We start from the raw sequence: 24,694 nt of genomic DNA on the forward strand, positions 1-24,694 counted from the left end.
CTATGCATGAGCGGAGGCGGAGGAATAGGCGAAAGCCTGTCTATATGCGACAAGTGTCTAATAAATGTTTAGTACTAAAAATGCTAATTGACAATGATTATCATTGTGAATATACTCATTGGTAGTTCATTGCGGAATTATATATTAATTGGATGAGGGGTTAATAATTCATGAAAATCAAGTTAGCTGCGGTAATGCTGGCAAGCGCAGTCGTATTTGCGGGTTGCGGCTCGAACAATAATGATGCGGATAAGGCTAAAGAGGCTGCCGCGAATACAACAAACACGGAGCAATCGGCTCCGAAGGTTGAGAACTGGGATGAGATTACCGGCCAATACCGCGAGTATGCTCTCGATCAAACCGATAAGCTGGTTGCCGAAACGGATAAATTTGTTCAAGCGGTGAAATCCGGCGATGTAGAAACGGCGAAGTCGCTGTATGCGCCAACCCGGATGTATTACGAGAGAATCGAGCCTATCGCGGAAGCGCTTGGCGATCTGGATCCTAACATCGATGCCCGCGAGAATGATGTAGAGGAGAAAGACTGGCGCGGTTTCCACCGCATTGAGCAGGCGCTTTGGGTGAACAACTCAACTGCCGGTGCGGAAGATTATGCTTCCCAGCTACTTGACGATACAAAGACGCTCCGTGCCTTGATCGAAACGGTAGACGTAGAACCAAGCCTGCTCGTAACAGGAGCGGTGGAGCTGCTGAACGAAGTATCCTCTTCGAAGGTAACCGGCGAGGAAGAACGTTACTCGCATACGGATCTGTATGATTTTGCGGCTAACGTGGAAGGCGCGAACAAAATCTACGAGCTGCTGAAAGCTGAGCTGAACAAACAGGATGCTGAATTGGAAGCGCAAATCGGCACAAGCTTTGACAACCTGGAGCAGGCACTCGCAGCGTATAAGAGCGGGGACGGATACGTTTCTTATACCGATCTGAAAGAAGAAGATACCAAGAAGCTGAGCCAACTGCTTGATGCATTAGCTGAACCGTTGTCCCAAATGGGAACGATTCTGGGAGCGTAATGAGATGACAACAGACAACAAGAATAACCAAGCTGGAGACAGCATATTGGAGAAACGGATCAGCCGCCGGGATATTTTGCGGCTGGCCGGGGTTGGAGGCGCCGGGCTATTGCTTGGCGCTTCAGGCGTTGGAGCGATATTCGGAGCAAAAGGCAGCACAGTCTCGGGCGCGGCCAAGCCGAGCAGCGAGGACAGGATAGACTTTTACGGCAAGCATCAGGCCGGAATAACGACTCCGGCGCAGGACTTTCTGATGTTCGCTGCCTTTGATCTGACTACCAAATCGGTTGATGACGTTCGAAAGCTGTTCAAGGCATGGACGGAAGCTTCCGCATCCATGGCAAGAGGCGAAATGATCGGAGAGGTAAACGATAATCTGAATCTTCCTCCTGCGGACACGGGTGAAGCTGCCGGGCTGAATCCTTCAAAAACAACGATTACGTTCGGCGTGGGACCGTCCTTCTTTGACGCTAGATTTGGTCTTGCCTCCAAACGGCCGGCTGCGCTTGTGGATTTGCCGGCCTTTGGCGGCGATGAGCTGCGTGAGGAATGGTGCGGGGGCGACATTGGCGTTCAGGTGAATGCCAATGACATGCAGACTGCCTTCCATGCGATCCGCAATCTGGCCCGCATTGCAAGAGGCAAGGCGGTGCTGCGCTGGACGCAGGAAGGCTTCCAGCGTACGGGCGGCGCCGATCCTAAGGGAGCAACTCCCCGCAACCTGATGGGCTTTAAGGACGGTACCGGCAATCCGGATACGAAGGACGAAGCGTTGATGAACGACGTCGTATGGGCGCAGAGCGGAGATGGCACGCCGTGGATGGCAGGCGGCAGCTATATGGTTGTCCGCCGCATCCGGATTCGGGTAGAAGTATGGGACCGTTCAACCCTTGGCGATCAGGAAGCGACATTTGGCCGTCATCGCGACAGCGGTGCGCCTATCGGTTCCAAGAACGAATTTGATTCCGTGGACCTCGCCAAGAAGGATGAGAAAGGGAAGCCGCTTATCCCTGTAAATTCCCACGTTGCGCTTGCACGGGGGAATGGGTCGGTCAAAATCCTGCGCCGTTCTTATTCCTATTCAAGCGGCATGGATAACCGCACCGGACAGTTTGATGCCGGACTCTTATTTATTTGTTATAACCGCGATACAAGAAAGCAGTTTATACCGATGCAGCAGAAGCTTGGACAGATGGATGCCTTGAATGAATATATCGTTCACAACGGCAGCGCCGTATTTGCCTGCTTCCCTGGCGTACGCGAAGGCGGCTATATCGGCGATACGTTATTGTAGAAGGGAGAATGACTTGATATGGCTGGACAACAACAACCAAAAGCTTTAATCTCCCGGGTATTGCTGCTACTAATTGCGGTATGGATCGGGACGTCTGCCGCAGTTTCAACGATTAGCTTCAACAACACCGCTTATGCTGCCGAAGCGTCGTCGTCCGAACAGCTGGGCAAGCTGCTGCCTCTTGTTGGCGGCGCTCTTGCCGCGGCGGGCGAAGGAGATTGGCAGGATGCCAAGGATCATATCCGGCAGGCGGGTGAAAGCTGGGAGCAGCTAAAGACCGGGGCGAAGGCAGACTCTGCCGATGTATCCTCCGCCATTGCTCACGCCACGGAAGCGCTGGATCAGGCGGCAGATAAGCCGGATGAGGCGAAGGCCGCTCTATCGGCACTGGCGAAAGCCGTTAATGCGTTTGTGAAGAGCGAGAAAGCAGCCGAGGTGCCGGCGCTATCCGGGAAAGACGCTGCAGCAAGCCTGCTGCCTCTGGCGGAGAAGCTGCTCAGCGGCATTGAGGCTGGGCAATGGGAGCAAGCGAATGCCGCTTACAAGCAAATCAATGACGGTTGGCCGCCGATTGAGCAATCGATCCGCAGCGAGAATTTTACCGTGTATGGCAAGCTTGAGACGAGCATGAGCATGATCCGGATTGCGCTGCAGGCTGAACCGCCTCGTGCCGAAGATGCCAAGACTTATACAACAAACCTGATTGCTCTTATCAATGACTATAAAGACGGGAAGATCGCAGCGGCAAGCACGGATACCGAAGAAATGACCATTGCGGACTTAATCGCGATATTAAATCAGGCTTCGAAGGATATTGCAGCGAACCATTATGCTGAAGCAAACGGTCAGATGCAATCCTTCATCGGCAGCTGGCCTGCTGTTGAGGGCCAGGTATCTATCCGGTCCGCCGCCGCTTATCAGAACATCGAGATCAAGATGACCGATGTGTCCAAATACCTGCTGGCCAGAACCCCGGCGCCGGATAAGGCGGAAGCGGTTATTGAAGAGATCCGCAGTCAACTCGAGCCGATGACGTCGGATGCTAAATATACGGCATGGGATGCCGGAATGATTTTGCTCAGGGAAGGACTTGAAGCGATTCTTGTTCTGGCGGCATTGCTTGCTTATTTGAAACGCACGGACAATCAGTCCAAAAATGTTTGGGTATGGTCGGGCGTTTGGACGGGATTGCTATTAAGCATCGCGTTGGCTGTTCTGTTAACAACAGTCATTGCGGAAGCAACCGCGGGCAGCGCACGGGAAGCGATGGAGGGGATTACGGGACTTGTATCCGTGCTTCTGATGCTTTCGGTAGGCAACTGGCTGCATAAGAAATCGAATCTGCAGGCCTGGAACAAATTTATCGATGACCGGATGGGTAATGCGCTCGCCAAGGGAAGCTTGTGGTCCCTATTTATCGTCTCGGGTCTCGCTATTTTGCGGGAAGGCGCAGAGACGACAATCTTTTATATCGGAATGGCAGGCTCTATCGATCCTGTTCAGATGATCCTCGGAATTGGAGTCACATTCCTCCTGCTCCTGATTATCGGCTTTGCGATCATCCGATTTAGCGCGAAGCTGCCGATCCGGCCGTTTTTCCTTACGGCTTCGGCTCTAATCTATTACCTGGTAGTCCGTTTCCTCGGGGAAAGCATTCATTCGCTTCAGGTAGCTTCATGGCTTCCGGCGCATTCCTCGGAATCGCTTGCCACCATTGGTTTCCTGGGCGTATACCCGACGTGGGAGACGACGATACCTCAGCTGTTCGTGCTGGCGGTTATATTAACAAGAATCGGAATTGTGCAACTTCGCAAAGTCCCGGCCAGGGGGCTTGCCGATTGACGTTTCACTTGATATGCTGAGTACATTAAAGTGAGGTGATCATATGTCCGCCAATGAACATAATGAGGTTCAAGCTGAGGCGCCAGCGCAAGCCAAGCCGCTTACACAAGCTGAACGCGCGAAGCAGCTTCTTGCTCAGAAGAAGCAAGGGCAAAACGGAGCAGCCGGTCAGAAGCATCAATCGACTTCTACGCAGGCTATGAAGAGCCAGAATACGAAGAAAGTAAACAACCAGCGCAAAAAAATGGGTGTTTAATAAAAACATGCAGGGGCTGTCTTTAACTAGTCTATTCGGGACTAGTTAAAGGCAGCCTTTTTTCATTGCGATATCCCCGCCGAAATACGTATAAATGCCGCCTCTTTGCCTCATCCTTGGAATAGAGAAGAGGAGGAGGTTCCCCTGCTGAGTTATTGGTTAACGCATCGCCGCAAGCTGCCCGGCCTGATGCTCGTTTGCGCTCTCATTGTCATGCTGGAAGGAGCAGAAAGCGCTGCTAGAAAACAGAATCCGCTTGCTAATTCAAGCGCGTACGCGGCTGCCTTTCAGGTGGAAGAGGCGCGTTATTCGGAGTGGACCATTCATGTCTCATCCTCGCATCCGAATTATCGGCTGGGTAAAGCCGAACCGGTGTCCGGAGCCTATCTGGGCGCGTATGTGCTTCAGAACTCAACCATCCATAACAGCATGACGGAGTTCAATAACTTAGCAGGGAAGCAGCATGCCAGTTTTTTTAAATATGTCGGTTATGGAGAGCCATTCCCGGCCGAGTGGGTGTCCGAAGTAAAAGAAGCGGGAGCTTTTCCTCATATTGCCTGGGAGCCTAATGACGGACTGGCCATGGTGAAGGACGATGCTTACCTGCGGAGATTTGCCGAAGCGGCTCGCAAGGCCGATGTGCCAATCTTTCTGCGTTTTGCATCCGAAATGAACGGAACCTGGACGAATTACAGCGGAGACCCGGAGCTATATATAAAGACGTGGAGAATGGTTCATGATATATTCGAGAAAACCGCTCCGAAAATTGCCATGGTCTGGACCGTTCTGAATGTGCCGGAGCGTCCGATTGATGCCTATTACCCGGGTGATAATTATGTAGATTGGGTGGGAATCAACGTCTATAACGTAAGATATCACAACGGAGATATCAAGCAGCCGTCGGATTTCGAAGATCCGCTTCAGATGATTGATTATGTGTATAACCGGTTCAGCAGGACAAAGCCGATTCAGTTGTCCGAATACGGTGCGACTCACTATACGGTGACAGACGGGGTAAAGGATAACGCATTTGCCATTGCGAAAATCAATCGTCTGTATTCCAGCCTTCCCGGGCTTTATCCAAGGGTTAAGGCTGTATTTTATTTCGATGTTAACAATCTTGCAGAATATAATGAGGTACGGCGTATTAATGATTATTCCATCACGAATGAGCCTAAGATCATTGAAGCTTATAGACAGGCGACGGCTGGTTCTTATTATTTGAGCCGTTTAGCCGATAACGGAGGATCTGCAACCGTAAATCAGCCGTTCACTTACCGCGGTCATATATTCGAGCTTGACGGAGAGCTGTATGTGGACGAGGATTTCTTCAGCCGGATCCTTCAAACGGATGCGGAGACGATGGAGGACGGGAAGGTCCAATTGATCCGATGGGACAGCGGAATACCAAGAGTGGCGCGGGTTTCGTTCATTCCGCATAAAATATGGAGCGGATACAAATTGAACGGTATCACCCCGTTATGGAGGGATATTAAAGCTCTGCCCCTTGTTATGGCAGCCAAGGAGCTTGGCTACCAGATCAGCTGGAATGGAATTCACATCTACATGGAGGAATGAAACCGCTTATCCCCCCGCATAATGAAAGTACACAATTCCATTAACACAGCATGAACGGAGGGATGAATCATGACAGCGATCAGCGGCTCACCAATACGGATTTACCTGCTGGCTGGCGTTGCTACTACCAAAGGCTATTTCGATGAATGCAGGAATCAGCTTGACCGGATATTTCGGGCGGATGGCCGCGAGCCAATCATTCATATTTTGCACCCGTATGGAGATGTCAGCCGTAATCTGTACCGGCAAATTGTTGAAGTCGGCACGGATCTTACCAACCGCTTGTCCATTGGCCGGATTGGCGGGCGAGCGGCATTCCGGCAAGTGAAGGAAACGATGAAAAACGAGGAGGAGCCAATCCTTTTTATCGGTCATAGCGGAGGAGGGGCGGCAGCTTACCAGGCGGGGAAAATGCTGCATCAGCAGCGTCTGAACCGGAACTTCCGGATTGTTCAGGTGGGTTCGCCTCGTATTCCGATTCATCCGGAGCTGCGGGATAAAGTATGCTTTCTTCATTCCGTTGATACGGAAGGAAAACTCAGCGATCCGATCAGCAGGATTGGCACTTGGGGAGGATGGTCGGCAGAAGGGGCATCCGTGCCTCGCTGGAACCGGTTCAAATATTCTCCGTCTATTGTGGAAGGAATTCCGTTAATCGGCGGACATGCTCATTATTTCTGTCATCAGACACCTTATGTGGATCAGAATTCGGTATGTAATCTGGATAAAACCATTAATCGGGTACGGGACTGGCTCCTTCAATCCTGGACCTGAAAACGCTAAAAAACTCCGCAGCTTCGCGGAGTTTTTTGTTTAAGTCAGCGGGCACCAGCCGGGCGGCTCGGAGCAAATCGCTTCGGCGAACTGCGGCTCCTCGCCGCATAGGTCGGCAAAATAGCTGCTTAGGATATGATTGCCGGAAACCGAGCCCATCCGGAATCCGCGTTTGACCTCGCCTTTGACATGCATATAGAAATACGTCTTCTTCGTATCCGGAGACTGGTACACAAGCGGCGGCAAATGGGGAACGATATCGTATTCGTTCTGGAGACGCCAATGCGTCTCTACCGTATTGTTATATAGCTTGACGAAGCGCGTATCCCCGACCCTTGGAGCGCCAAAGGTATATATGATTGGCGCCGTAAACGGCGTATTGACGGCGATATCGAGAGCAGCCAGGGTGGCAAGCGCTCCGCCTAGACTATGGCCGGTAATAAATAACGGTTTTTCGACCGGCAGCTGCGCGATCAAGTCGAGCACCTGCGAGCGGGTTGATGTATAAATGTCGGTAAAGCCTTTATGGGTTTGGCCGGCATTTTTAACAGGACGGTAAGTCGTCTGTTGAGCGATAAAATCCGATACCCAGTCCACGGCTGAACCGGAGCCCCGGAAGGCCAGAACGGAAGAACGGTCCGATTGCAGAACAAAGCCAAAGCGTTCTTCGGTATCATCATAAGCTTTGGCTGAGAAATCCCCCACTAATTCATACCCTCGGGGGACAAGGAAAAGGCCGTCCTTATTCTCGAATTGTGAGTAAGTCTGTCCAGCAATACCGGCAAGAAATAGGGCGATACGGAGATCGAATTGCTGAGGTTGACCTTGTCTCATAGGCCTTGGCAACGCCGTTGTCGTATTTGCATTGGACCTTCTCGTTGTTCTTGCCATATACGGATCCCTCCGCTCTTATCTTGGGCTGGTTATGTATACTATGTCTGGGCGCTTGTATGGGGAACTGATTCCTCTTGACTTTTTGAAATAAAACATTGTAACATGATAACAATTTCATACGAAGGCAATGACCAAAGACATGATCTCCTTCCCTAGATCCGCCCAGAGAGAGAAGCCCCGGCTGAAAGCTTCTTCGGTAAAAGATCGGGATTACCGCTTTGCAGCCGTCACCTGGAACCCGCAAACGATTTGCGGTAGTACACGTAACCGACTGATCCCCGTTACCGGATTCCAATGAGCATCATCGCGCCGGTAACGCGCGTGATGGAATTAGGGTGGAACCACGAGCAGAACGCACTCGTCCCTTGCAGGGAGAGCTGCGTTTTTTTGCGTTCAAAAAAATAAGGAAGAATTGGAGGAGCAAAAATGGAGATTCAAGCTGTTTGGCCAGACGAAAGCATAAGGAGGGTGTTGCAAGGCACGACCATTGCGCAGGTAGCGGAATCAATGGATGCCAATTGGAAGAAAACGATAATAGCGGGGGCAATCAACGGCACGATGGCCGATCTTGATGAGACGTTTGGCGATGGCAGCCGAATCGACATGATTGCTCTGGACAGCCCGGAAGGGCTTTATATTTCCCGGCATAGTACCGCTCATGTGCTTGCGCAGGCGATCAAACGTTTGTATGGCAGCGAGGCGGTAAAGCTGGGCATCGGACCGGTAATCGAAGACGGCTTTTATTACGATGTAGACCTGGACCATTCGCTTTCGACCAAGGACCTGGAAGCCATAGAGCAGGAAATGCGGAGCATCGTCAAGGAGAACCTGCCGATTAAACGAAGGATTGTTTCGCGGGAGGAGGCGCTAGTTCTTTTCGGGGAAAGAGGAGAGCCGCTCAAGCTGGAGCTGATCCTGAATTTACCCGATGGAGAAGTTATACGTATTTACGAGCAAGGGGAGTTTGCGGACCTATGCCGGGGACCTCACTTGCCTTCAACCGGCCGTATCAAAGCCTTCAAGCTGCTTCATGTGGCAGGTGCTTATTGGAGAGGCGATTCCGATAATAAGATGCTTCAGCGCATCTATGGTACAGCTTTCCTCAACAAGACTGAGCTTGCTGACTATTTGTACCAGCTGGAGGAAGCGAAGAAGCGGGACCACCGCAAGCTGGGCAAAGAGCTGGAGCTGTTTATGTTCTCGGAGGAAGCGCCGGGGATGCCGTTTTATTTGCCTAAAGGAATGGCGATAAGGACCGCGCTGGAAAACTTCTCCCGGGAACTGCTTAACCGGAACGATTATGAAGAGGTCCGTACGCCGTTTATGATGAACAAGCGGATGTGGGAGCAGTCGGGACATTGGGAGCATTACAAGGACAATATGTATTTCACTAAAGTTGACGAATCCGAATTTGCATTAAAGCCGATGAACTGCCCGGGTCATATGCTGATTTTCAAGAACAGCCTGCGCTCCTACCGGGAGCTTCCGGTACGTCTGGCGGAGTTTGGCCAGGTACACCGGCATGAGTTGTCTGGGGCATTAGGCGGCATGATGAGGGTACGTACCTTCTGCCAGGATGATGCCCATCTCTTTGTCCGACCGGATCAGATTGAAGAGGAAATCGGCAAAGTGATGAGTTTGATCGGTGAGGTATACAAGGTATTCGGATTTGCTTATACCGTCGAACTGTCGACCCGGCCTGCCGATTATATGGGCTCGGATGAGCTGTGGGATGAAGCCGAGCAGTCTCTGAAGAATGTGCTGGACGCACAGGGAGTGAACTATCGCATTAATGAAGGCGACGGTGCCTTTTACGGGCCGAAAATCGATTTTCATATCGTCGATGCCCTGAAGAGAAGCTGGCAGTGCGGAACCATCCAGCTCGATTTCCAAATGCCGGAGAAATTTGATCTGTCTTATATCGGCGAGGATAACAAGAAGCAGCGGCCGGTTGTCATCCACCGCGCGATTTATGGCTCACTTGACCGTTTCCTTGGAATTCTGATCGAGCATTACAGCGGAGCTTTCCCGATCTGGCTGGCGCCGGTGCAAGCTAAGGTTATTCCGGTATCGGAGCATGAGCTGGATTACGCGCTTCAGGTCAAATCGCAGCTTATTCAAGCAGGAATTCGGGTAGAAGTTGATGCCCGCAGCGAAAAACTCGGCAATAAAATACGGAAGTCCCAGCTAGAGAAGGTTCCTTATATGCTTGTCGTCGGTAAAAACGAGCGTTTAAGCGGCAGCGTGTCGGTCCGCAAACGCGGCGAGGCGGAAGGCTCCGTACAGCAGCTGGAAGAGATCGCCGGAGCAATCGTAGAGGAATTCCGCAAACGAAGATAGAAATGCAAAAAGGCGCTCCCCGACGATGTTAGATCGTCTTGGAGCGCCTTTTGCGTGACAGCTTGGACAGATCCGGCTCTGTCTCCATGCTTTCGCTTCTCTCGGTTAACTGTTCTTCGAGCATCACAATCTGCTTTTGACTTTTCTTATTCTTATTGGAGTCCCGTCCCGTGAGCAAATCGCCGGTCCAGCCTTTTTGCCACAGCCAGGCGTAAATAAGAATCGTAATAAAAAGGATAACGATGCACATGCCCGTAAAGCCCAACTGATGAGTATCCCAAGGAAGCGGTTTGAAGTTTGTTCCCCATAGGGCGCCTATAACGGTTGCAGGCGTGAAGATTACGGTGAAGATTGTCAGTGTCTTCATAATATCATTGCCGCGGAAGCTGGAGAGTGCATCATCCATCGAAATCAGCGTATCAATCTCGAGCGCGTAATGCTTCAGCAGGGATTCAATCCGGTCCAGCTTGTAGGTGGTTCGTTTGAATACTTCCGTTTCGGTCAGCGTGTCCATAAAAGCCTCTTGAGCAGCACCGTACAGCTCCCTAATGGGGATAAACAGATGGCTCCAATGCAATAAATCATAGCGGCGTTCAAAGATGACGTCGAGAAGCCCCGTTCTGTTCGATATCCGCATCGCCTGCTCGAGCTCGCCAAGCCTTTTTTCGAAGCCGTCGAGTCCGGTATGGAAAGGTCCAAGCAGCTGCCCCAGCATAACAAAGAACGCTTCGGGAGCGGATGCGCAGTCCTTGAGCCGGGAAGTAACGGAATCCTCCTGCAAGCGAATCATGAGACGCAGGTCTGTGTGAAGGGTAACAAGTTTATCAACGGTAAGCCAGAAGTGAAAAGGCTGTACATCGGTCATTTCCTCTGAGGCCTGAAGCATCAAGGTACCGGATACGATTGTACCCTGATTGGCGAAATGCATCACGGTAACCTTATTGACCTGTCTGCCCCAGCACTCGTCCAGCCAGCTGGAGCATTCGGGAAGGATGCGCTTGCAGGTCATTTGTTCTTCAAATTCATCGTCTGTTACAGGAGGTGAGGTAAATGTCATAGATGCCTTAGACGGGTCAGCTTTTTTTCGATTGTCTTTGCGCTTTGGCAATTCCTCGGTTGTCTCCATTGGAGGCCGTTCCAGCTGAAGAACATGCCATTCCCAGTCCGCGGGATAGCGAAGCATCCGGTGAATCATTGTTTACCTCCTGTTCGTTCCTGTCTAAATTCCGAATTCCATGTCGCTTACTCTTCATCATAACCTGAACGGCTTTCTTGCACAACCTTCCTATAACTTCCTATAACCCAGATTAACCGAGATTGATTGCGGGCGAAACAGGGTATAACTACCTTGAAGGAAGAAGAGGAGGATGATGAGACAATGGCTAAAATAATTGGATCATTTGCTACACAGCAGCAGGTTATCGATACCATTCATTCCCTTGAGCAAGCCGGTTTCGTCCAAGGGGAAATGAAGATCCTCGCGAAGGATAGCGAGCATTCCCGGCGTATTGAAGCCGAAAGCGACGTCCACGTCGACGAATTGACGGAGCTGGCGCAGACAGCAAACGAAGCGGAGAGAGACGAAAGCCGCGGAAGGGCTTGGACCGGGGCAGCTTTTATTCCGGCCATCGGTCTGACGGGAGGCGGCTCATGGAACCCGGGATTTGCGGCTGCAGGGCTGACGGCAATGGGAAACACGTTGACTGGAGATTATATTTTCGGCGATGAAGATCATATTGAAGGAGCTATGATGGCGCTTGGACTTGAGGAGCAGGAAGCGGCCTCCTGTCGTGATTCCATCCGGGAAGGCGCAACCTTAGTGATTATCGAGTCTGAAGAGAGCAAATCCTTGCTGGATAAGGATGGCGGTCCGGACCTGTCGCGTCTTGGCATCGCAGAGGGTATCTTCAGGCAGCACGGAGCGAAGCGGATCTTCCACGGCTCCTGATTTTTGTTTAATAATTAGAAGAAGGGATTCGGCTCTCGGCTGAATCCCTTTTTGTATGCTGCTGTAACGCAACCAAACTCATGCTTGAAGGGATGGCCGCTTCAACCCAACGATATCCGTCAATGGATGCTGATCGCCATTTATCAGATCACGCAGGAGAAGGGAGGCCAGCATGCTGTAAACCGTGCCGTTGCCGCCGTATCCCAGACAGTAATAAACGCCGGGCAAAGCGGGATCTTCTCCTATAAAAGGCAGATTATCGACGGATTCTCCGAAGGTCGCGCTCCATTCGTATTCGAATGGGACATCCAGCATCGGGAAGTGTGCGGTAAGCTTGTCATAAAGCTTATCTATACGTTTGCTGCGCTCCTGCTCGCCGTCAATGGGGTGCTCGGTTGGCTCATCGAGACCGCCAATTACGATCCGGTTATCAACGGTTGTTCGCATATACAAATATGGCCTTGCCGTTTCCCAGACCATCATTCGCTTATGCCAGCTCTGTTCAAGCTTCGATTGATCCTGAACGGCTGTTACCGCCGCAAAAGACCGGTTAAGAATCGGCTTGACCAGCTTGCCGCGAAGCTCTTCCGGTTCGTACCCAATGGCATAGATGACACGGTCCGCTTCGATAATATGACCTTCAGCCGTTGATAACCGATGCTTTCCATTCTTCGAACGTTCATGGGATACGATGTCCGTATGCTCGTAGAGCCTTGCTCCGCTAACGGCGGCGGCATCGGCAATCCCGTGCACGAACCGGAACGGATTCACCTCGGCATCTCCTTTCGTTATTATCGCTCCGGAGCGCCGGAACGGAAAGTGACGGGAGATCGCATCCGCTTCCCAAAAGTCGATGTCGAAGCCGTTTTGCTTAAGCGCCTGGTACTCTTTCCGAAGCTTAGGCAGCTCTTGCTCCGAGCTGGCATAATAAAGGCTGCTCCGAGGGACAAAATGAGGATCGATGGCGAGCCCGCCCGCGATCAGGCCGATTTGTTTGACCGCTTCCTTGCAGGCCGCATAGAATTGCACAGCCGCCTGCTGGCCGATCTGATCAATCAGATCGCATAGCATAACATCATTAGAGAATTGCAATAAGCCCGTGTTGGCGGAAGTGCTGCCGCCCGCGATAGTGCCTCTTTCGAAGACGGCGTTAGCTATTCCGCTCTTCGCCAGTATATAAGCGCACATGGATCCGGACATTCCGCCTCCGATTATGGCAACCCGCACTTGCAGATTTCCGGAGATTACAGGGTAAGATTTATGCTGCTTCCAAGTAGTCGGCCAGAATAAATGACCGCTGTGCAGCTCCTTCATGAAGATCACCTCATCCGTTAATATGCCCCAATTCGGACTAACTTTTGATTACCCGTTATGTCTTCATTTGACGCATGGATTCGCGGTAGGCGGAAGGGGATAAGCCGTAGAAACGGCGGAATTGCTTGGAGAAATACAAGGAGTCCTGGAGCCCGACAGACGCCGCTATCTGTTCGATAGTCAGCCCTTCTCGTTCCCTGATCATTTGCCGGGCCTTATCGATCCGGAGCTTGAGCAAGAACGTAATGGGCGATTCGCCTGTATAACGTTTGAATACGCGAGAAAGATAAGCACGATTGTAGCCGAAGGATTCGGCCATCTGCTCGATAGAAACAGGCTGGGCGTATTGGGTTGATAAGTAATGAATCATTTGCTGGATCAGCTTATCGGTGTCATCCATATTGGTCATAGCGGCATTATCTTCCGAAAGCTTATGGACCGTGCAAAATTCAGCCAGCAGCAGCTGCAAATAACCGGCGGCCTTCAGATGGGCTGCAGGATCGTTTTTGCGAAAAATGCTGAAAATGTGGTTGTACAGGACGCCTACGCGCCTTATCGCAGCCGTCTCGGCTACGGGATTGGCCACGGAGAAGCCAGCCGCCTGCGCAAGCTCGGCCGCCTGCGGGCCGTTAAAGGCGACCCAGCGGTACAGCCAGGGCTCGTCCGCGTTGGAGATATAGCTGACTAGCGCTTCCGGTTCGATTAGGAAGGTATCCCCTGCCTGAAGAGGATAGCTTTTTCCCCCGCAGGTGAATTCCCCCTTCCCTTCAAGCACCGTATGCATGAGGTAAAAATCATATACTTTAGGTCCCCGCTGATGGGACGGTTTGGTTTGGCTCTCGCCTGCAAACAATACATTCATATGCTCGTTGTACGTAATGACGGGATTGGAAGCTACCTTATAAGTATCTTGCCTCATATTTGACGGCACCTGCCTTCTGGTGTGGGGTTTACAATAATCCCATATTATCATGCCAAGAGGGTTGCTGAAAGTCACATAAATCCATGTGAAAAGCACTTTGCGCCATTTTGCTCGCGTTATGGCTTGCGTTATACTGAAATAGAACAAAGGCTTCAAAAATTATACAAAAAAAGGACTGTTGCAAGCATATGGCCTCTATCGAGCAGCTTACACAACAATTTATACAGCAATTCGGCGGAGAAGCCGCTGAGATCAAAGCTTTTCACGCACCAGGACGCGTCAATCTGATCGGCGAGCATACCGACTATAACGGCGGTTACGTATTCCCGGCAGCACTTACGTTCGGCACGACTTTGCTTATCCGCAAGCGCGATGACCGCCAGCTTGGCCTCGCGACAACAAATTTCCCTTCCTCCAAATCGCTTGATATCGACAAAATCGCATTCGACGAAGCGGATGACTGGATGAACTATCCAAAGGGAATCGTTTACGAACTGGGGCAAAAGGGTATCCAATTCAGCAGCGGTTACGATCTGCTCTTCCACGGCGAAATTCCGAACGGCGCGGGCTTGTCCTCTTCAGCATCGATTGAAGTAGTAACAGCTTACGCTTTGCTTACGATGGAAGGAAAGCCTACGGACACGGTTCAAATTGCGCTTCTGTCCCAGAAATCGGAGAACGAATTCAACGGCGTGCAATGCGGCATCATGGACCAGTTCGCGGTGGCTAACGGCAAGAAGGACCACGCGATTCTGCTGATGTGCGATACGCTTGAATACGAGCTCGTTCCGTTCCAATCCGGCGCTTACAAGCTGGTCATCGGCAACACGAACAAACGCCGCGGTCTGGTAGACTCCGCGTACAACGAGCGCCGCTCTCAATGCGAGCAGGCCGTTGTTGACCTGCAGGCGGCATTCCCTGAACTTAAGCTTCTGGGCCAAATCAATCTGGAGCAGTTCAACGCCAACAAACATCTGATCAAGGATGAAGTTGTCCGCAACCGTGCACAGCACGTAGTCGAAGAGATCGACCGCGTTCTTCGTTCAATGGATGCCCTGAAAGCAAACGATCTCGAAGCGTTTGGCCAATACATGAACGGCTCGCACGACTCGCTCCGCGATTTGTACGAAGTAACGGGTTCTGAGCTTGATGCGATGGTTGCTGCCGCACGCCAGGTTCCGGGTGTGCTTGGCTCCCGTATGACTGGCGCAGGCTTCGGCGGCTGTACCGTATCGCTTGTTCACGAAGACAGCATCGAACGCTTCAAGGAAGAAGTAGGACGCAAATATACGGAAGCAACGGGACTTACTCCCGACTTCTACGTTTGCAGCATCGGCAATGGTGTAGAACAGCTTCAATAATATAAAACATAGAGAAAGTGGGATGAGGAGTATGGCAGTATTAGTAACCGGAGGAGCGGGCTATATCGGTTCGCACGCCGTGGCTGCTCTTGCAGAACGCGGAGAAGAAATCGTAGTAGTCGATAATCTGCAGCAAGGTCACCGCGAGGCGGTTGTTGGAGGCAAGCTGTACGTAGGCGACCTTCGCGACGCAGAATTTATGGATACGGTGTTTAAAGAAAACAAGATTGACGCAGTTATTCACTTCGCTGCAAACTCGCTGGTTGGCGAGAGCATGACAAACCCTGCGAAATATTATCATAACAATGTGTACGGTACGCTCTGCCTGCTGGAAAAAATGATTGAGCATGACGTAAAGAAGATCGTCTTCTCATCGACGGCGGCAACTTACGGCGAGCCCGAGAACGTGCCGATCGACGAATTCGACCGCACGCTTCCGACAAACACTTACGGCGAAACAAAGCTGGCAATGGAAAAAATGATGAAGTGGTTCGATGTCGCTCATGGCCTCAAATACGTATCGCTTCGTTACTTCAATGCGGCAGGCGCTCACGCCAGCGGCAAAATCGGTGAAGACCATAGCCCTGAAACCCATCTGATTCCGATCGTGCTCCAGGCAGCGCTTGGCCAACGTCCGCATATCTCGGTATTCGGCGATGATTACGCAACGCCGGACGGCACTTGCATCCGCGATTATATCCATGTCAGCGACCTCGCCGACGCCCATGTCCTTGCCGTAGATAAGCTTCGTCAAGGCTCGGAGAGCGCGATTTATAACCTCGGCAACGGCCAAGGCTTCTCCGTTAAAGAAGTGATTGAGATTGCCCGCAAGGTAACGGAGCGCGAGATCAAAGCGGTTATCGAGCCTCGCCGCGCAGGCGACCCGGCTACGCTTGTTGCATCTTCGGCACGTGCCCGCAAGGAGCTCGGCTGGAACCCGTCCCGCGCGAACCTTGAGGATATTATCCGCAGCGCCTGGAACTGGCACGTCAATCACCCTAACGGTTACAGCAACTAAGCAGCCGCTTAGGAACGGAAAGGAGCTTTTTACATCATGACAGTCAAAGAAAATACGGCCGTTACCGCAGCGGATGCGCTTGTCCTAATCGACAGGCTTGTCCAATTTGCCCTTCGTCAAGGGATGATTGAACCGCTTGACGCGAACTATTCGCGTAATGCGCTGCTGGATCTGTTCAAGTTCACGGAGCCGCATGAAGGCGAGATTCCGGATGAAGAGCTGGACAGCCCCGTATCGCTGCTTGAACCATTGCTCGATTACGGATATTCGATTGGTCTAATCGAAGACAACATTCTGACTTACCGCGATTTGCTGGATGCCCGCATCATGGGGCTGCTTATGCCGCGTCCCTCCGAAGCTGCGGCTGCGTTCCGCAAGACAACGGCCGAAGCCGGGATCAAAGCGGCAACGGACGCTTTTTACAAGCTGAGCATCGATTCCAACTACATCCGGATGGACCGCATTCAGAAAAATAAATACTGGCTGCACGAAACCGAGTACGGCGAGCTGGAAATTACGATCAATCTGTCGAAGCCAGAGAAGGATCCAAAGGAAATTGCGCTGCTCAAAACCTTGCCGCAGGCGCATTACCCGAAATGTCTGCTCTGCGAGCAGAACGTCGGCTACGCCGGCCGCGCGGATCACCCGGCTCGTCAGAATCTTCGCGTATTGCCGCTGACGCTGGATAATCAGCAATGGTACTTCCAATATTCGCCGTATGTTTACTATAACGAGCACAGCATCGTGTTCAAAGGCGCCCATGAACCTATGGTGATCTCTCATGGCACCTTCAAGCGCCTGCTGGACTTCGTGGAGCAGTTCTCTCATTATTTCATCGGCTCCAATGCCGATTTGCCGATCGTTGGCGGCTCGATTCTGAGCCATGACCACTTCCAGGCTGGACGCCATACCTTCCCGATGGAGAAGGCAAAACCGGTAGCTTCGTTTACGGATCCTTCCTTGCCGGGCGTACGCTTCAGCATCGTCAACTGGCCGATGTCGGTTGTTCGCGTAAACGGCGCTTCCAAGGACGATGTCCTGCAGGCAGCATGCCGGATGCTCGATACATGGCGCGGCTACAGCGACGAAGCGGTTGACGTGCTTGCTTTTACGGCCAATGGCGACGGTTCGCTGACACCGCATAATACAATCACCCCGATTGCAAGACTGCTTGATGACGGTGCTTACGAGATTGATCTCGTGCTCCGCAACAACCGGACCAGCGAAGAGCATCCGATGGGGATTTTCCACCCCCATCAGCACTTGCATCATATCAAGAAAGAAAATATCGGCCTGATTGAGGTTATGGGGCTGGCCGTGCTCCCTGGCCGCTTGAAGGCGGAGCTTGAGCAGATTGCCGGTTATCTGACCGGCAAGACCGAAGCGCTCCATAACGAGCTGCACGGCACGGATCATCCGCTTTATCTCCATGCGGAATGGATTGAATCGCTGGTAGCCCGCTATGGCGCTTCCAATACGGATGAACAGGCACAAGCTATCGTGGAAGGCGAGACCGGCGCCAAGTTCTCCGAGGTATTGAAGGACGCAGGCGTGTTCAAGCAAACCGAAGAAGGCTATGCCGCATTCCAGCGTTTCCTGGCTGCATTTGGCCTGAAGCAAGCCTAATATTGTAGGTCTAAAGCCGTCGTATTGCCCTAGGGACATGTACGACGGCTTTTTTTATATGAGGAATGTGCAATAATACAAATCTGTAAAGAAATTAATTTGTAAATCGAAAAAAATTATGGTATTTTTTATATGAAAATATAAACTATTCGCATTGTTATATTTTTAATGAAAGATACGTGTTCTTTTTTTGATAAAGGGGAAAGTCAACGCTTATCTGGAGCATTTATTTCAGGTTAACGGAGGGGTCAAGATGCCGGAAGCAATTATGCCTTTAGATGATTTCTTGCAGCTGAATGCCGAGGAGCAGATCGAAAAGCTAAAGCGCTGGAAGATGGACTATACGCTTAAGGATATTCGGGAAGCTTGGAATTTCAAGCATTCGGCGCAATATTATATGCTGCTCAAGAAGCTGCGGATTTACGAGCGCGTGGTGAATAAATCAGATAAGTTTTACCCGATGCAGGACCAGCTGCTGGTTCAACAGGGCGGAGCCAAGGAACGCACCTGGAGAGGCCGCAGCACTTATACCCAGCAGGATGAACAGCCGGCAGACCATTTCAACTATCAGTTGAATACAACGCTTACAGGCTCGGAACTGGCGGAAAAGCTTGAGCGTCTGGCGTTCTTCCTGAAGGGGGAGCAGAAGCCGGTGCAAATCAGCTTGACCATCGAATCGGCTGAAGCCGGGGCTTCTATGGAAGCCGAGGAAACAAACGAATAAGGCAGCAAAAGAGGAGCTCTGATTGGGATAGGAGCTCCTCTTTTTTTTCTTCATGCTCGGTTATTGAACATATGTCTAAAAAATGCTAGTTAATGCCTGTTAGTGGTAAAGATTGTAATAATTATTGTTACTTTCAGAGTACGGCTAACATAAAGCTAGGACTGAAGGCTTCGTGCTGAAGTCCGATGGGCGTACAAGAAAGCACCGGCAGGTTTGACGCCTGCCGGTGCTTTCTTGTTTGACTCTATTTACCGCGCAGCCTGCCAAGCTCCGATACAAGGGCTTCAACCTCGCTGATGCTGAATTTATCCTTTGAAGCTACAACTTCGTACAAATCGCGGATATCCTCGTATTGATCAATGTTGAAGTGGGAAGCCTGCATCGCTGCCGCTGTCGCCATTCTTAGCTTTGTTTTGATGGTCTCGATCATATACTCCACGTTTTGCTGGGTTTGTTCTTCCAGATTCACCATGATTAGTCCCCTCTCCATACTTACTACTTGTCATTATTCTCGCCATTGTAACATATTTCACGCATCCCATGCCCGTAAATTGAACCATACTGTGTAATTCGGGTACAATGAAAGAAACTACCATTTGTACGAACATAAAGCAGGTGTATTCATGTCAGGAAAGGCAATCGATCAAGCGGATAACGGAGTGGAGGGCCTTCAGGCATTTTTGGCTCATGTTGCCGGGAGACATCCTGACCGGAGCAGGGTCGTATTCCTATGTATCGGTACGGACCGCTCTACGGGAGACAGCTTTGGCCCTTTGGTGGGCACCAAGCTGGAAGAACGGGGTTGGCCTTATGTCTTCGGAACATTAAAGCAGCCCTGTGACGCAAAGCGGTTCGCAGAAGCGCTGGAACAATCGGCGGAGCGGGAGCATGCCGTAATTATCGCGGTTGATGCCTGTCTCGGCAAACCGCTGTCCGTTGGAAAGTATATTACTGCGGAAGGGCCGCTTACGCCAGGTCAGGCAACGGGGGCTCGGCTGCCCGCTGTTGGAGATTACAGCATTGCCGGTGTCGTTAATGCCAGCAGTCATAAGCCTTACATGACGCTTCAGACGACCTCGCTGTACACCGTCATGCAGATGGCTGAGACGGTTGCAGAGCTGGTGGATCAGGCATGGAAGCAAGCTTCCGGCTTGGCTGGACAAATAACTTTTTCAAAGGGGTAAAACAATGACGCAACTTACAATCGCCAATCACACGATCACGCTGCCAAGCGGTATCTCGTTAGCTTATTATGATTCCAAGACGGTTCAACAGCCGGTTGTAGTGCTTCTTCACGGCTATTGCGGGAGCTCCGCCTATTGGGAGCAGGTTGTAGAGCCTCTTGCCCGACATGCCCGCATTATTGCGCTCGATCTGCGCGGACATGGCCGCTCTTCCGGGGAGACTGGACCGGAAGAGACGAATGCTATGGAATTGTATGCAGACGATCTGTCTGCCATGCTGGATCAATTGAAAATAAACAAGGCCTGCGTTCTCGGCCATTCGCTTGGAGGATATATTACGCTTGCGTTTGCCGAGCGCTTTGAAGAGAAGCTGTCTGCGTTTGGGCTAGTTCATTCAACGCCATTGCCCGACAGCGATGCGGCGAAGGAAAACAGGGACAATGCCGTAGCCGCGATCAAGAAGGACGGCGTAGGCGCGTTTGTAGAGGGCCTTGTTCCGAAGCTTTATTCCCCGGACAATAAATCAGCGATGCCGGATCAGGTAGAACGTTCCATTGCCATTGGCAGAGGGACAAGCGCGTCTGGTGCGATTGGCGCAGCCAAAGGGATGAAGGAGCGTCCCGACCGTACGGAGGTGCTGAAGCAGACCTCGCTGCCGGTACTGCTCCTGGCGGGCGAGCAGGATCAAATTATTCCCGTGGAACGCACCTTTGTTATCGACGGAGCAAACGTTACCCGCGAGAAGCTTGCGGAAGCCGGCCATATGGGCATGGTGGAGCGTCCTGAAGCTTTTGCGGAAGCAGTCCTGCGTTTCATAAATAAGCTTAATTAGCCAATAGGGGAGGGGAACAGGTTGTTTCGTCGAGACTACTTAATGAACATGATCGAACAGATGACGGAAGCCGTCGGGCAAATATTGCAGTTAAAGCGGGAGCTTAAACATCAGGATGCCCTGCTCGTAATCGATGAGCTGCTGGATAAAAGGTTTGGACTTAGCGGTAAGCTGATCCGTTCCTTGTCCGATAAGGATCTGATGGCGGTGCTGACTACAAACGGCGTTATGGAGACGGACAAAATACAGGCTATAGCCGTAACCCTGAAGCAAGAGTCGGATCTGCATGCCGAGCTTGGCAACGAAGACGCCAGCTTTGCTTCCGGTTTAAAGGCGCTGCAGCTCTTTATGAGGCTGTCGTTAGTTGACGCCGAGCCTACGCTTGTGAACCCTTCGAAGGAAGCCGGTCAGCTGCTGGAGCAGTTAAAAGCTTATGAGCTGCCTAACCATACCAAGCAGCTGCAAGCCGAATGGCTGGAGGGGGAAGGACAGTTCGCAGGAGCGGAGGATGTCCTATATGAGCTTATGGAAGATGAAGCGGTAACTGGCGAAGAGGTCGAAGCCTTCTACCGCCGCTTGTTATATTATGACGACGAGAAGCTGGAAGCCGGCGGATTGCCGCGTGAGGAAGTCCAATACGGGCTGGATTCTTTAGCAACAAATAAATAAAAGCAAAGATCTATGGGAGTGACTTTTCAATATGACACAAGAATGGCAGCAGTCCATACAAAAAATCGTAGATGCAGGAGAACTGCTGCAGGGAACGTTAAGCCAGCTGCGCCGCAAGGATGGGGCGGCTGCCCCCAAAACAGTGGTGCGGCCGGTTCAACTGAAGAACGGGCTTCATCTGCAGTTCGAATACCATTACAGCAATAAAGTAACCCACGATAACGTAAAGCCCGAGCTGGCCGGTGCCAGAATCGTCGAGCTGCTCGAAGGCGATTACAAGCAGGCGCTGTTCAAGACGGCAACGGAGGATCTTCAGTTGCTGTTCAGCAAGAAGGGAAAGGCAACGATTCTCAGCAAGCCGCCGACCGCAGCGGTGAAGGCTTCGGCAGAGCTTCAGCATAACCGTCAGAAAAACCGGATATTGGCCGAAGGGACCGCTGCGCCTTTTCTGGTGGAGCTGGGCATTATGTCGAAGGATGGAGCCGTACACGCAAAGAAACAGGACAAGTATAGACAGATTAACCGTTTCCTAGAGATGGTGACGGATGTGCTGCCCAGCCTGCCTGCGGACAAGCCGCTTACGATCGTTGATTTTGGCTGCGGCAAATCGTATTTGACCTTTGCCTTGTACCACCTGCTTGCTATTGAGCAGAAGCGGGAGATTTCGATTATCGGCCTGGACTTGAAGGCGGATGTCATCGCTTTTTGCCAAGAGCTTGCGGACCGGCTTCATTATGACAAGCTGAAGTTCCTGGTGGGGGACATCGCTGATTACGAAGAGCTAAACGAAGCCGATATGGTCGTTACCCTGCATGCCTGCGATACGGCGACGGATGCGGCGCTTGCCAAAGCAGTCAAATGGGGAGCTTCGGTCATTATGTCCGTGCCTTGCTGCCAGCATGAATTGTTCCGGCAGGTTGAGAGCGACGTATTATCGCCGATTCTGTCGCAGGGACTTCTGAAGGAGCGCTTCTCCGCTCTTGCAACGGACGCAGCCAGGGGCACTTTGCTCGAGGTGCTTGGTTACAAAGTACAGATGCTGGAGTTTGTCGATCCGGAGCATACCCCTAAAAACCTGTTGATTCGCGCTGTCCGCAGCGGGCAAAAAGGGTCGATGGAGAAGTGGGGGCAGTACGAGCAATTCCGCAGCTTCCTGAATATTTCTCCGTCATTGGAACATATGCTGTCGGACCTTTGGCCTACCTCTTCCGAAAAATAATACGCAGGAAGTCCTATGGGAGGAATTGTCGACTGAAATAACATTTGTTACAATGGAAATAGATGGATAGATAAATGGATGGGTGAACCGTATTGGAATCGATGATGTGGCTGGATTTTAGCATGTTCCTCGTACTGCTCGGTTTGTTTTTCTACGTGTTTGCTGTTGGTACCATTACCGTGCTGCACAAAATTTATTTCGCGCTGCATCTTGTGTTGATGGTTTGGCCGCTTACTCAATTTATAGCTCAATCGATGCCTGGTTCTCCATACAGGCTTTTTTATCTTTCGGGTTCCTACGTCGGATTGTCATTGGTTGGCGTAGGGTGGTTTATCTTTGTTGTCTTTATGACGGGACAAGCCCAATTGATACGTACAAGGCGGCTTATTCTGCTGTCGATCCCGGCGCTGATCTCCGTCGCGTGTGTCATCGTAAATCCGAATGAGCTGTTTCTCTCTATTAACGAACAGTTGGCAACCAAGCAGCTTCAAAGCGGACCCTTATACTGGTATATGATCGTTCAGCTGTTCTCGTATATTCTCGTTTCGCTCGTGGTTATGGGGTATACGATCCGCCGCGGCGTGTCCGTCCGGCAGCAAATGCTTGTCCGGACAGCCATGAACGGAGTATTTGTGCTAGTCCTGTTTGGATTAGGCGATTTTCTCGTCAATATTATCTTTATCAAATATATTTCCTCCTACTTCTCTATCTTCTCGGTAGGGATTACTTTATCCGCCGTGTATCTAGTGCACGCGATCACCAGACACCGGGTATTCGACATCATTCAAATCGTACAGCGCGATGTGATGAACACGATCTCGACTGGTATTATCGTGCTGGATGAAAGCGGGGTTGTTCTTGAATTCAACAAGGCGATGAAGCCGATCCTGAAGCTGAAGATTGGCGAGCGGTTTTCTCCGGAAGCGCTAGAGGTTCATCTTCCTAAGCCGATCCGGAAGGAATTTAATCAGTTCCTGGACGAACAGAAACTGCGGCCGATGGATCGTCAGGAGCTTGAGATTTCGCTGCATAACAACAACGGCCATTACCGTCACATCGTTGTGCAGTCCGCCCCTATTCTGAGCCAGAAGAAGAAGGAGCTGCTCGGACGGCTTTTGACCTTCCACGATGTAACGGAGCTGCGTCTGCTGGTGGATGAGACAAATACGCAAAACGAGCTGCTTCAGGACAGGAACCGCGAGCTGTTGGTCATGCAGGACGAGCTGTTCCAAGCCAACAAGAAGCTGGAGCATATGGCGATTACGGATGGATTAACCGGCTGCTATAACCGGAGGTATTTGCTGCAGCAGCTGGAGCATGAGATAGCGGTAAACGTGCAATTCGGCATTCCTTTTTCGATCTTCCTCTTTGATATCGATTTATTCAAGGCAATTAACGATCAATATGGTCATCTTGTAGGAGACGAAGTGATCTGTTCGACGGTCGAGGCCGTAAAAAACACGCTGCGTTCGGCAGATATACTCGCTAGGTACGGCGGTGAAGAATTTACGGTCTATCTGCCTCATACAACCCGGGACCAAGCGGATATTATTGCCGATATGGTCAAGGAATCGGTAGAGCAGAATGTCGTCAGAACCGGCATTGGCAGTCAGTCGGTTAGAGTAACGATCAGCATGGGAGTTGTTTCGGTAGAGCAGTTCGACGAGCGGGCTCTGGACGATCCGAAGGCTTTTCTGAGAGAATTGCTCGCCCAGGCTGACGCGGCATTATACGAAGCGAAATACAACGGTCGCAACCGTATCGTCAAGCGTAAGCTGGCTTGATGACAGACTCGGCAAACTAAGGGATAACAGACCTGGTATGCCGAGTTTTTTTGTTAAGATTTTATGAATAAATGATAGATA

At 51.3% G+C, this 24,694-nt stretch carries 22 protein-coding genes; 17 read left to right on the forward strand and 5 right to left on the reverse strand.

Features of this window, described 5'->3' with window-relative positions; genetic code table 11:
• The first annotated feature begins 170 nt into the window (after positions 1–170).
• The 6 genes from efeO to PJDR2_RS05225 all read left to right on the forward strand — a co-directional run bounded on the left by efeO (position 171) and on the right by PJDR2_RS05225 (position 6,778).
• Positions 171–1,034 (forward strand): iron uptake system protein EfeO, encoded by an 864-nt coding sequence (gene efeO, locus PJDR2_RS05200; RefSeq protein WP_015842621.1) that lies wholly within the window; start codon positions 171–173, stop codon positions 1,032–1,034.
• Between the two features lie 4 nt (positions 1,035–1,038).
• Positions 1,039–2,328, forward strand: a complete 1,290-nt coding sequence (gene efeB, locus PJDR2_RS05205; protein ID WP_015842622.1) for an iron uptake transporter deferrochelatase/peroxidase subunit — start codon at positions 1,039–1,041, stop codon at positions 2,326–2,328.
• Positions 2,329–2,346: 18 nt separating this feature from the next.
• The gene (locus PJDR2_RS05210) at positions 2,347–4,170 is read left to right on the forward strand and encodes an FTR1 family iron permease (RefSeq protein WP_015842623.1); all 1,824 of its coding nucleotides are present in this window, start codon (positions 2,347–2,349) and stop codon (positions 4,168–4,170) included.
• Positions 4,171–4,213: 43 nt separating this feature from the next.
• Positions 4,214–4,426 carry a hypothetical protein gene (locus PJDR2_RS05215; RefSeq protein ID WP_015842624.1) on the forward strand — a complete coding sequence of 71 codons (213 nt, stop codon included), beginning with the start codon at positions 4,214–4,216 and terminating at the stop codon, positions 4,424–4,426.
• Between the two features lie 105 nt (positions 4,427–4,531).
• On the forward strand, positions 4,532–6,004 hold the full coding sequence (locus tag PJDR2_RS05220) for a glycoside hydrolase family 26 protein (protein ID WP_015842625.1): 1,473 nt from the start codon (positions 4,532–4,534) through the stop codon (positions 6,002–6,004).
• Positions 6,005–6,073: 69 nt separating this feature from the next.
• On the forward strand, positions 6,074–6,778 hold the full coding sequence (locus PJDR2_RS05225) for a hypothetical protein (RefSeq protein WP_015842626.1): 705 nt from the start codon (positions 6,074–6,076) through the stop codon (positions 6,776–6,778).
• A 39-nt stretch (positions 6,779–6,817) separates the two neighbouring features.
• Here the strand turns inward: PJDR2_RS05225 and PJDR2_RS05230 are convergent, their stop codons facing one another.
• The gene (locus tag PJDR2_RS05230) at positions 6,818–7,669 is read right to left on the reverse strand and encodes a lipase family protein (protein WP_265525103.1); all 852 of its coding nucleotides are present in this window, start codon (positions 7,667–7,669) and stop codon (positions 6,818–6,820) included.
• Positions 7,670–8,098: 429 nt separating this feature from the next.
• Here PJDR2_RS05230 and thrS point away from each other — a divergent pair, with 429 nt between their 5' ends.
• Entirely contained in the window at positions 8,099–10,012 is a 1,914-nt protein-coding gene (thrS, locus tag PJDR2_RS05235) for a threonine--tRNA ligase (RefSeq protein WP_015842628.1), read from the forward strand.
• Positions 10,013–10,040: 28 nt separating this feature from the next.
• Here the strand turns inward: thrS and PJDR2_RS31765 are convergent, their stop codons facing one another.
• Positions 10,041–11,207: a magnesium transporter CorA family protein gene (locus tag PJDR2_RS31765; RefSeq protein WP_015842629.1), complete on the reverse strand. Its 1,167-nt coding sequence runs from the start codon at positions 11,205–11,207 to the stop codon at positions 10,041–10,043.
• A 183-nt stretch (positions 11,208–11,390) separates the two neighbouring features.
• Here PJDR2_RS31765 and PJDR2_RS05245 point away from each other — a divergent pair, with 183 nt between their 5' ends.
• Complete coding sequence (locus PJDR2_RS05245; RefSeq protein ID WP_015842630.1) at positions 11,391–11,960, forward strand: general stress protein; 570 nt, start codon at positions 11,391–11,393, stop codon at positions 11,958–11,960.
• A gap of 78 nt (positions 11,961–12,038) precedes the next feature.
• On the opposite strand, the gene PJDR2_RS05250 is transcribed toward PJDR2_RS05245, so the two are convergent.
• Together PJDR2_RS05250 and PJDR2_RS05255 are read right to left on the reverse strand one after the other, a co-directional pair.
• The gene (locus PJDR2_RS05250; RefSeq protein ID WP_015842631.1) at positions 12,039–13,274 is read right to left on the reverse strand and encodes an NAD(P)/FAD-dependent oxidoreductase; all 1,236 of its coding nucleotides are present in this window, start codon (positions 13,272–13,274) and stop codon (positions 12,039–12,041) included.
• Between the two features lie 55 nt (positions 13,275–13,329).
• Entirely contained in the window at positions 13,330–14,193 is an 864-nt protein-coding gene (locus tag PJDR2_RS05255; RefSeq protein WP_015842632.1) for an AraC family transcriptional regulator, read from the reverse strand.
• 191 nt (positions 14,194–14,384) lie between these two features.
• On the opposite strand from PJDR2_RS05255, the gene PJDR2_RS05260 reads away from it, so the two are divergent.
• The 4 genes from PJDR2_RS05260 to PJDR2_RS05275 all read left to right on the forward strand — a co-directional run bounded on the left by PJDR2_RS05260 (position 14,385) and on the right by PJDR2_RS05275 (position 18,925).
• Positions 14,385–15,557, forward strand: a complete 1,173-nt coding sequence (locus tag PJDR2_RS05260) for a galactokinase (RefSeq protein ID WP_015842633.1) — start codon at positions 14,385–14,387, stop codon at positions 15,555–15,557.
• Between the two features lie 31 nt (positions 15,558–15,588).
• Complete coding sequence (gene galE / locus PJDR2_RS05265; RefSeq protein WP_041613297.1) at positions 15,589–16,575, forward strand: UDP-glucose 4-epimerase GalE; 987 nt, start codon at positions 15,589–15,591, stop codon at positions 16,573–16,575.
• Between the two features lie 36 nt (positions 16,576–16,611).
• Entirely contained in the window at positions 16,612–18,201 is a 1,590-nt protein-coding gene (locus PJDR2_RS05270; protein WP_015842635.1) for a UDP-glucose--hexose-1-phosphate uridylyltransferase, read from the forward strand.
• 253 nt (positions 18,202–18,454) lie between these two features.
• The gene (locus PJDR2_RS05275) at positions 18,455–18,925 is read left to right on the forward strand and encodes a hypothetical protein (RefSeq protein WP_015842636.1); all 471 of its coding nucleotides are present in this window, start codon (positions 18,455–18,457) and stop codon (positions 18,923–18,925) included.
• A gap of 244 nt (positions 18,926–19,169) precedes the next feature.
• Here the strand turns inward: PJDR2_RS05275 and PJDR2_RS05280 are convergent, their stop codons facing one another.
• Complete coding sequence (locus PJDR2_RS05280) at positions 19,170–19,397, reverse strand: DUF1128 domain-containing protein (RefSeq protein WP_015842637.1); 228 nt, start codon at positions 19,395–19,397, stop codon at positions 19,170–19,172.
• Between the two features lie 151 nt (positions 19,398–19,548).
• Between PJDR2_RS05280 and yyaC the strand changes: the two genes are divergently transcribed.
• The 5 genes from yyaC to PJDR2_RS05305 all read left to right on the forward strand — a co-directional run bounded on the left by yyaC (position 19,549) and on the right by PJDR2_RS05305 (position 24,613).
• Complete coding sequence (yyaC, locus tag PJDR2_RS05285; protein ID WP_015842638.1) at positions 19,549–20,109, forward strand: spore protease YyaC; 561 nt, start codon at positions 19,549–19,551, stop codon at positions 20,107–20,109.
• 4 nt (positions 20,110–20,113) lie between these two features.
• The gene (locus PJDR2_RS05290) at positions 20,114–20,941 is read left to right on the forward strand and encodes an alpha/beta fold hydrolase (protein WP_015842639.1); all 828 of its coding nucleotides are present in this window, start codon (positions 20,114–20,116) and stop codon (positions 20,939–20,941) included.
• A 21-nt stretch (positions 20,942–20,962) separates the two neighbouring features.
• Positions 20,963–21,610, forward strand: coding sequence for a DUF6483 family protein (locus PJDR2_RS05295; protein ID WP_015842640.1), 648 nt, complete (start codon positions 20,963–20,965; stop codon positions 21,608–21,610).
• Between the two features lie 31 nt (positions 21,611–21,641).
• Positions 21,642–22,829 (forward strand): class I SAM-dependent methyltransferase, encoded by a 1,188-nt coding sequence (locus tag PJDR2_RS05300; protein WP_015842641.1) that lies wholly within the window; start codon positions 21,642–21,644, stop codon positions 22,827–22,829.
• A 101-nt stretch (positions 22,830–22,930) separates the two neighbouring features.
• Complete coding sequence (locus tag PJDR2_RS05305) at positions 22,931–24,613, forward strand: diguanylate cyclase (protein WP_265525161.1); 1,683 nt, start codon at positions 22,931–22,933, stop codon at positions 24,611–24,613.
• Positions 24,614–24,694 lie beyond the last annotated feature (81 nt).

This window comes from Paenibacillus sp. JDR-2 (assembly GCF_000023585.1).
Classification (GTDB): domain Bacteria; phylum Bacillota; class Bacilli; order Paenibacillales; family Paenibacillaceae; genus Pristimantibacillus.

What these genes read in the sequence shown, in the direction of transcription:
- efeO (WP_015842621.1), top strand. Translation starts at nt 171, where the DNA reads ATGAAAATCAAGTTAGCTGCGGTAATGCTGGCAAGCGCAGTCGTATTT.
- efeB (WP_015842622.1), top strand. Translation starts at nt 1,039, where the DNA reads ATGACAACAGACAACAAGAATAACCAAGCTGGAGACAGCATATTGGAG.
- PJDR2_RS05210 (WP_015842623.1), top strand. Translation starts at nt 2,347, where the DNA reads ATGGCTGGACAACAACAACCAAAAGCTTTAATCTCCCGGGTATTGCTG.
- PJDR2_RS05215 (WP_015842624.1), top strand. Translation starts at nt 4,214, where the DNA reads ATGTCCGCCAATGAACATAATGAGGTTCAAGCTGAGGCGCCAGCGCAA.
- PJDR2_RS05225 (WP_015842626.1), top strand. Translation starts at nt 6,074, where the DNA reads ATGACAGCGATCAGCGGCTCACCAATACGGATTTACCTGCTGGCTGGC.
- PJDR2_RS05230 (WP_265525103.1), bottom strand. Translation starts at nt 7,669, where the DNA reads ATGGCAAGAACAACGAGAAGGTCCAATGCAAATACGACAACGGCGTTG.
- thrS (WP_015842628.1), top strand. Translation starts at nt 8,099, where the DNA reads ATGGAGATTCAAGCTGTTTGGCCAGACGAAAGCATAAGGAGGGTGTTG.
- PJDR2_RS31765 (WP_015842629.1), bottom strand. Translation starts at nt 11,207, where the DNA reads ATGATTCACCGGATGCTTCGCTATCCCGCGGACTGGGAATGGCATGTT.
- PJDR2_RS05245 (WP_015842630.1), top strand. Translation starts at nt 11,391, where the DNA reads ATGGCTAAAATAATTGGATCATTTGCTACACAGCAGCAGGTTATCGAT.
- PJDR2_RS05250 (WP_015842631.1), bottom strand. Translation starts at nt 13,274, where the DNA reads ATGAAGGAGCTGCACAGCGGTCATTTATTCTGGCCGACTACTTGGAAG.
- PJDR2_RS05255 (WP_015842632.1), bottom strand. Translation starts at nt 14,193, where the DNA reads ATGAGGCAAGATACTTATAAGGTAGCTTCCAATCCCGTCATTACGTAC.
- PJDR2_RS05260 (WP_015842633.1), top strand. Translation starts at nt 14,385, where the DNA reads ATGGCCTCTATCGAGCAGCTTACACAACAATTTATACAGCAATTCGGC.
- galE (WP_041613297.1), top strand. Translation starts at nt 15,589, where the DNA reads ATGGCAGTATTAGTAACCGGAGGAGCGGGCTATATCGGTTCGCACGCC.
- PJDR2_RS05270 (WP_015842635.1), top strand. Translation starts at nt 16,612, where the DNA reads ATGACAGTCAAAGAAAATACGGCCGTTACCGCAGCGGATGCGCTTGTC.
- PJDR2_RS05275 (WP_015842636.1), top strand. Translation starts at nt 18,455, where the DNA reads ATGCCGGAAGCAATTATGCCTTTAGATGATTTCTTGCAGCTGAATGCC.
- PJDR2_RS05280 (WP_015842637.1), bottom strand. Translation starts at nt 19,397, where the DNA reads ATGGTGAATCTGGAAGAACAAACCCAGCAAAACGTGGAGTATATGATC.
- yyaC (WP_015842638.1), top strand. Translation starts at nt 19,549, where the DNA reads ATGTCAGGAAAGGCAATCGATCAAGCGGATAACGGAGTGGAGGGCCTT.
- PJDR2_RS05290 (WP_015842639.1), top strand. Translation starts at nt 20,114, where the DNA reads ATGACGCAACTTACAATCGCCAATCACACGATCACGCTGCCAAGCGGT.
- PJDR2_RS05300 (WP_015842641.1), top strand. Translation starts at nt 21,642, where the DNA reads ATGACACAAGAATGGCAGCAGTCCATACAAAAAATCGTAGATGCAGGA.
- PJDR2_RS05305 (WP_265525161.1), top strand. Translation starts at nt 22,931, where the DNA reads ATGATGTGGCTGGATTTTAGCATGTTCCTCGTACTGCTCGGTTTGTTT.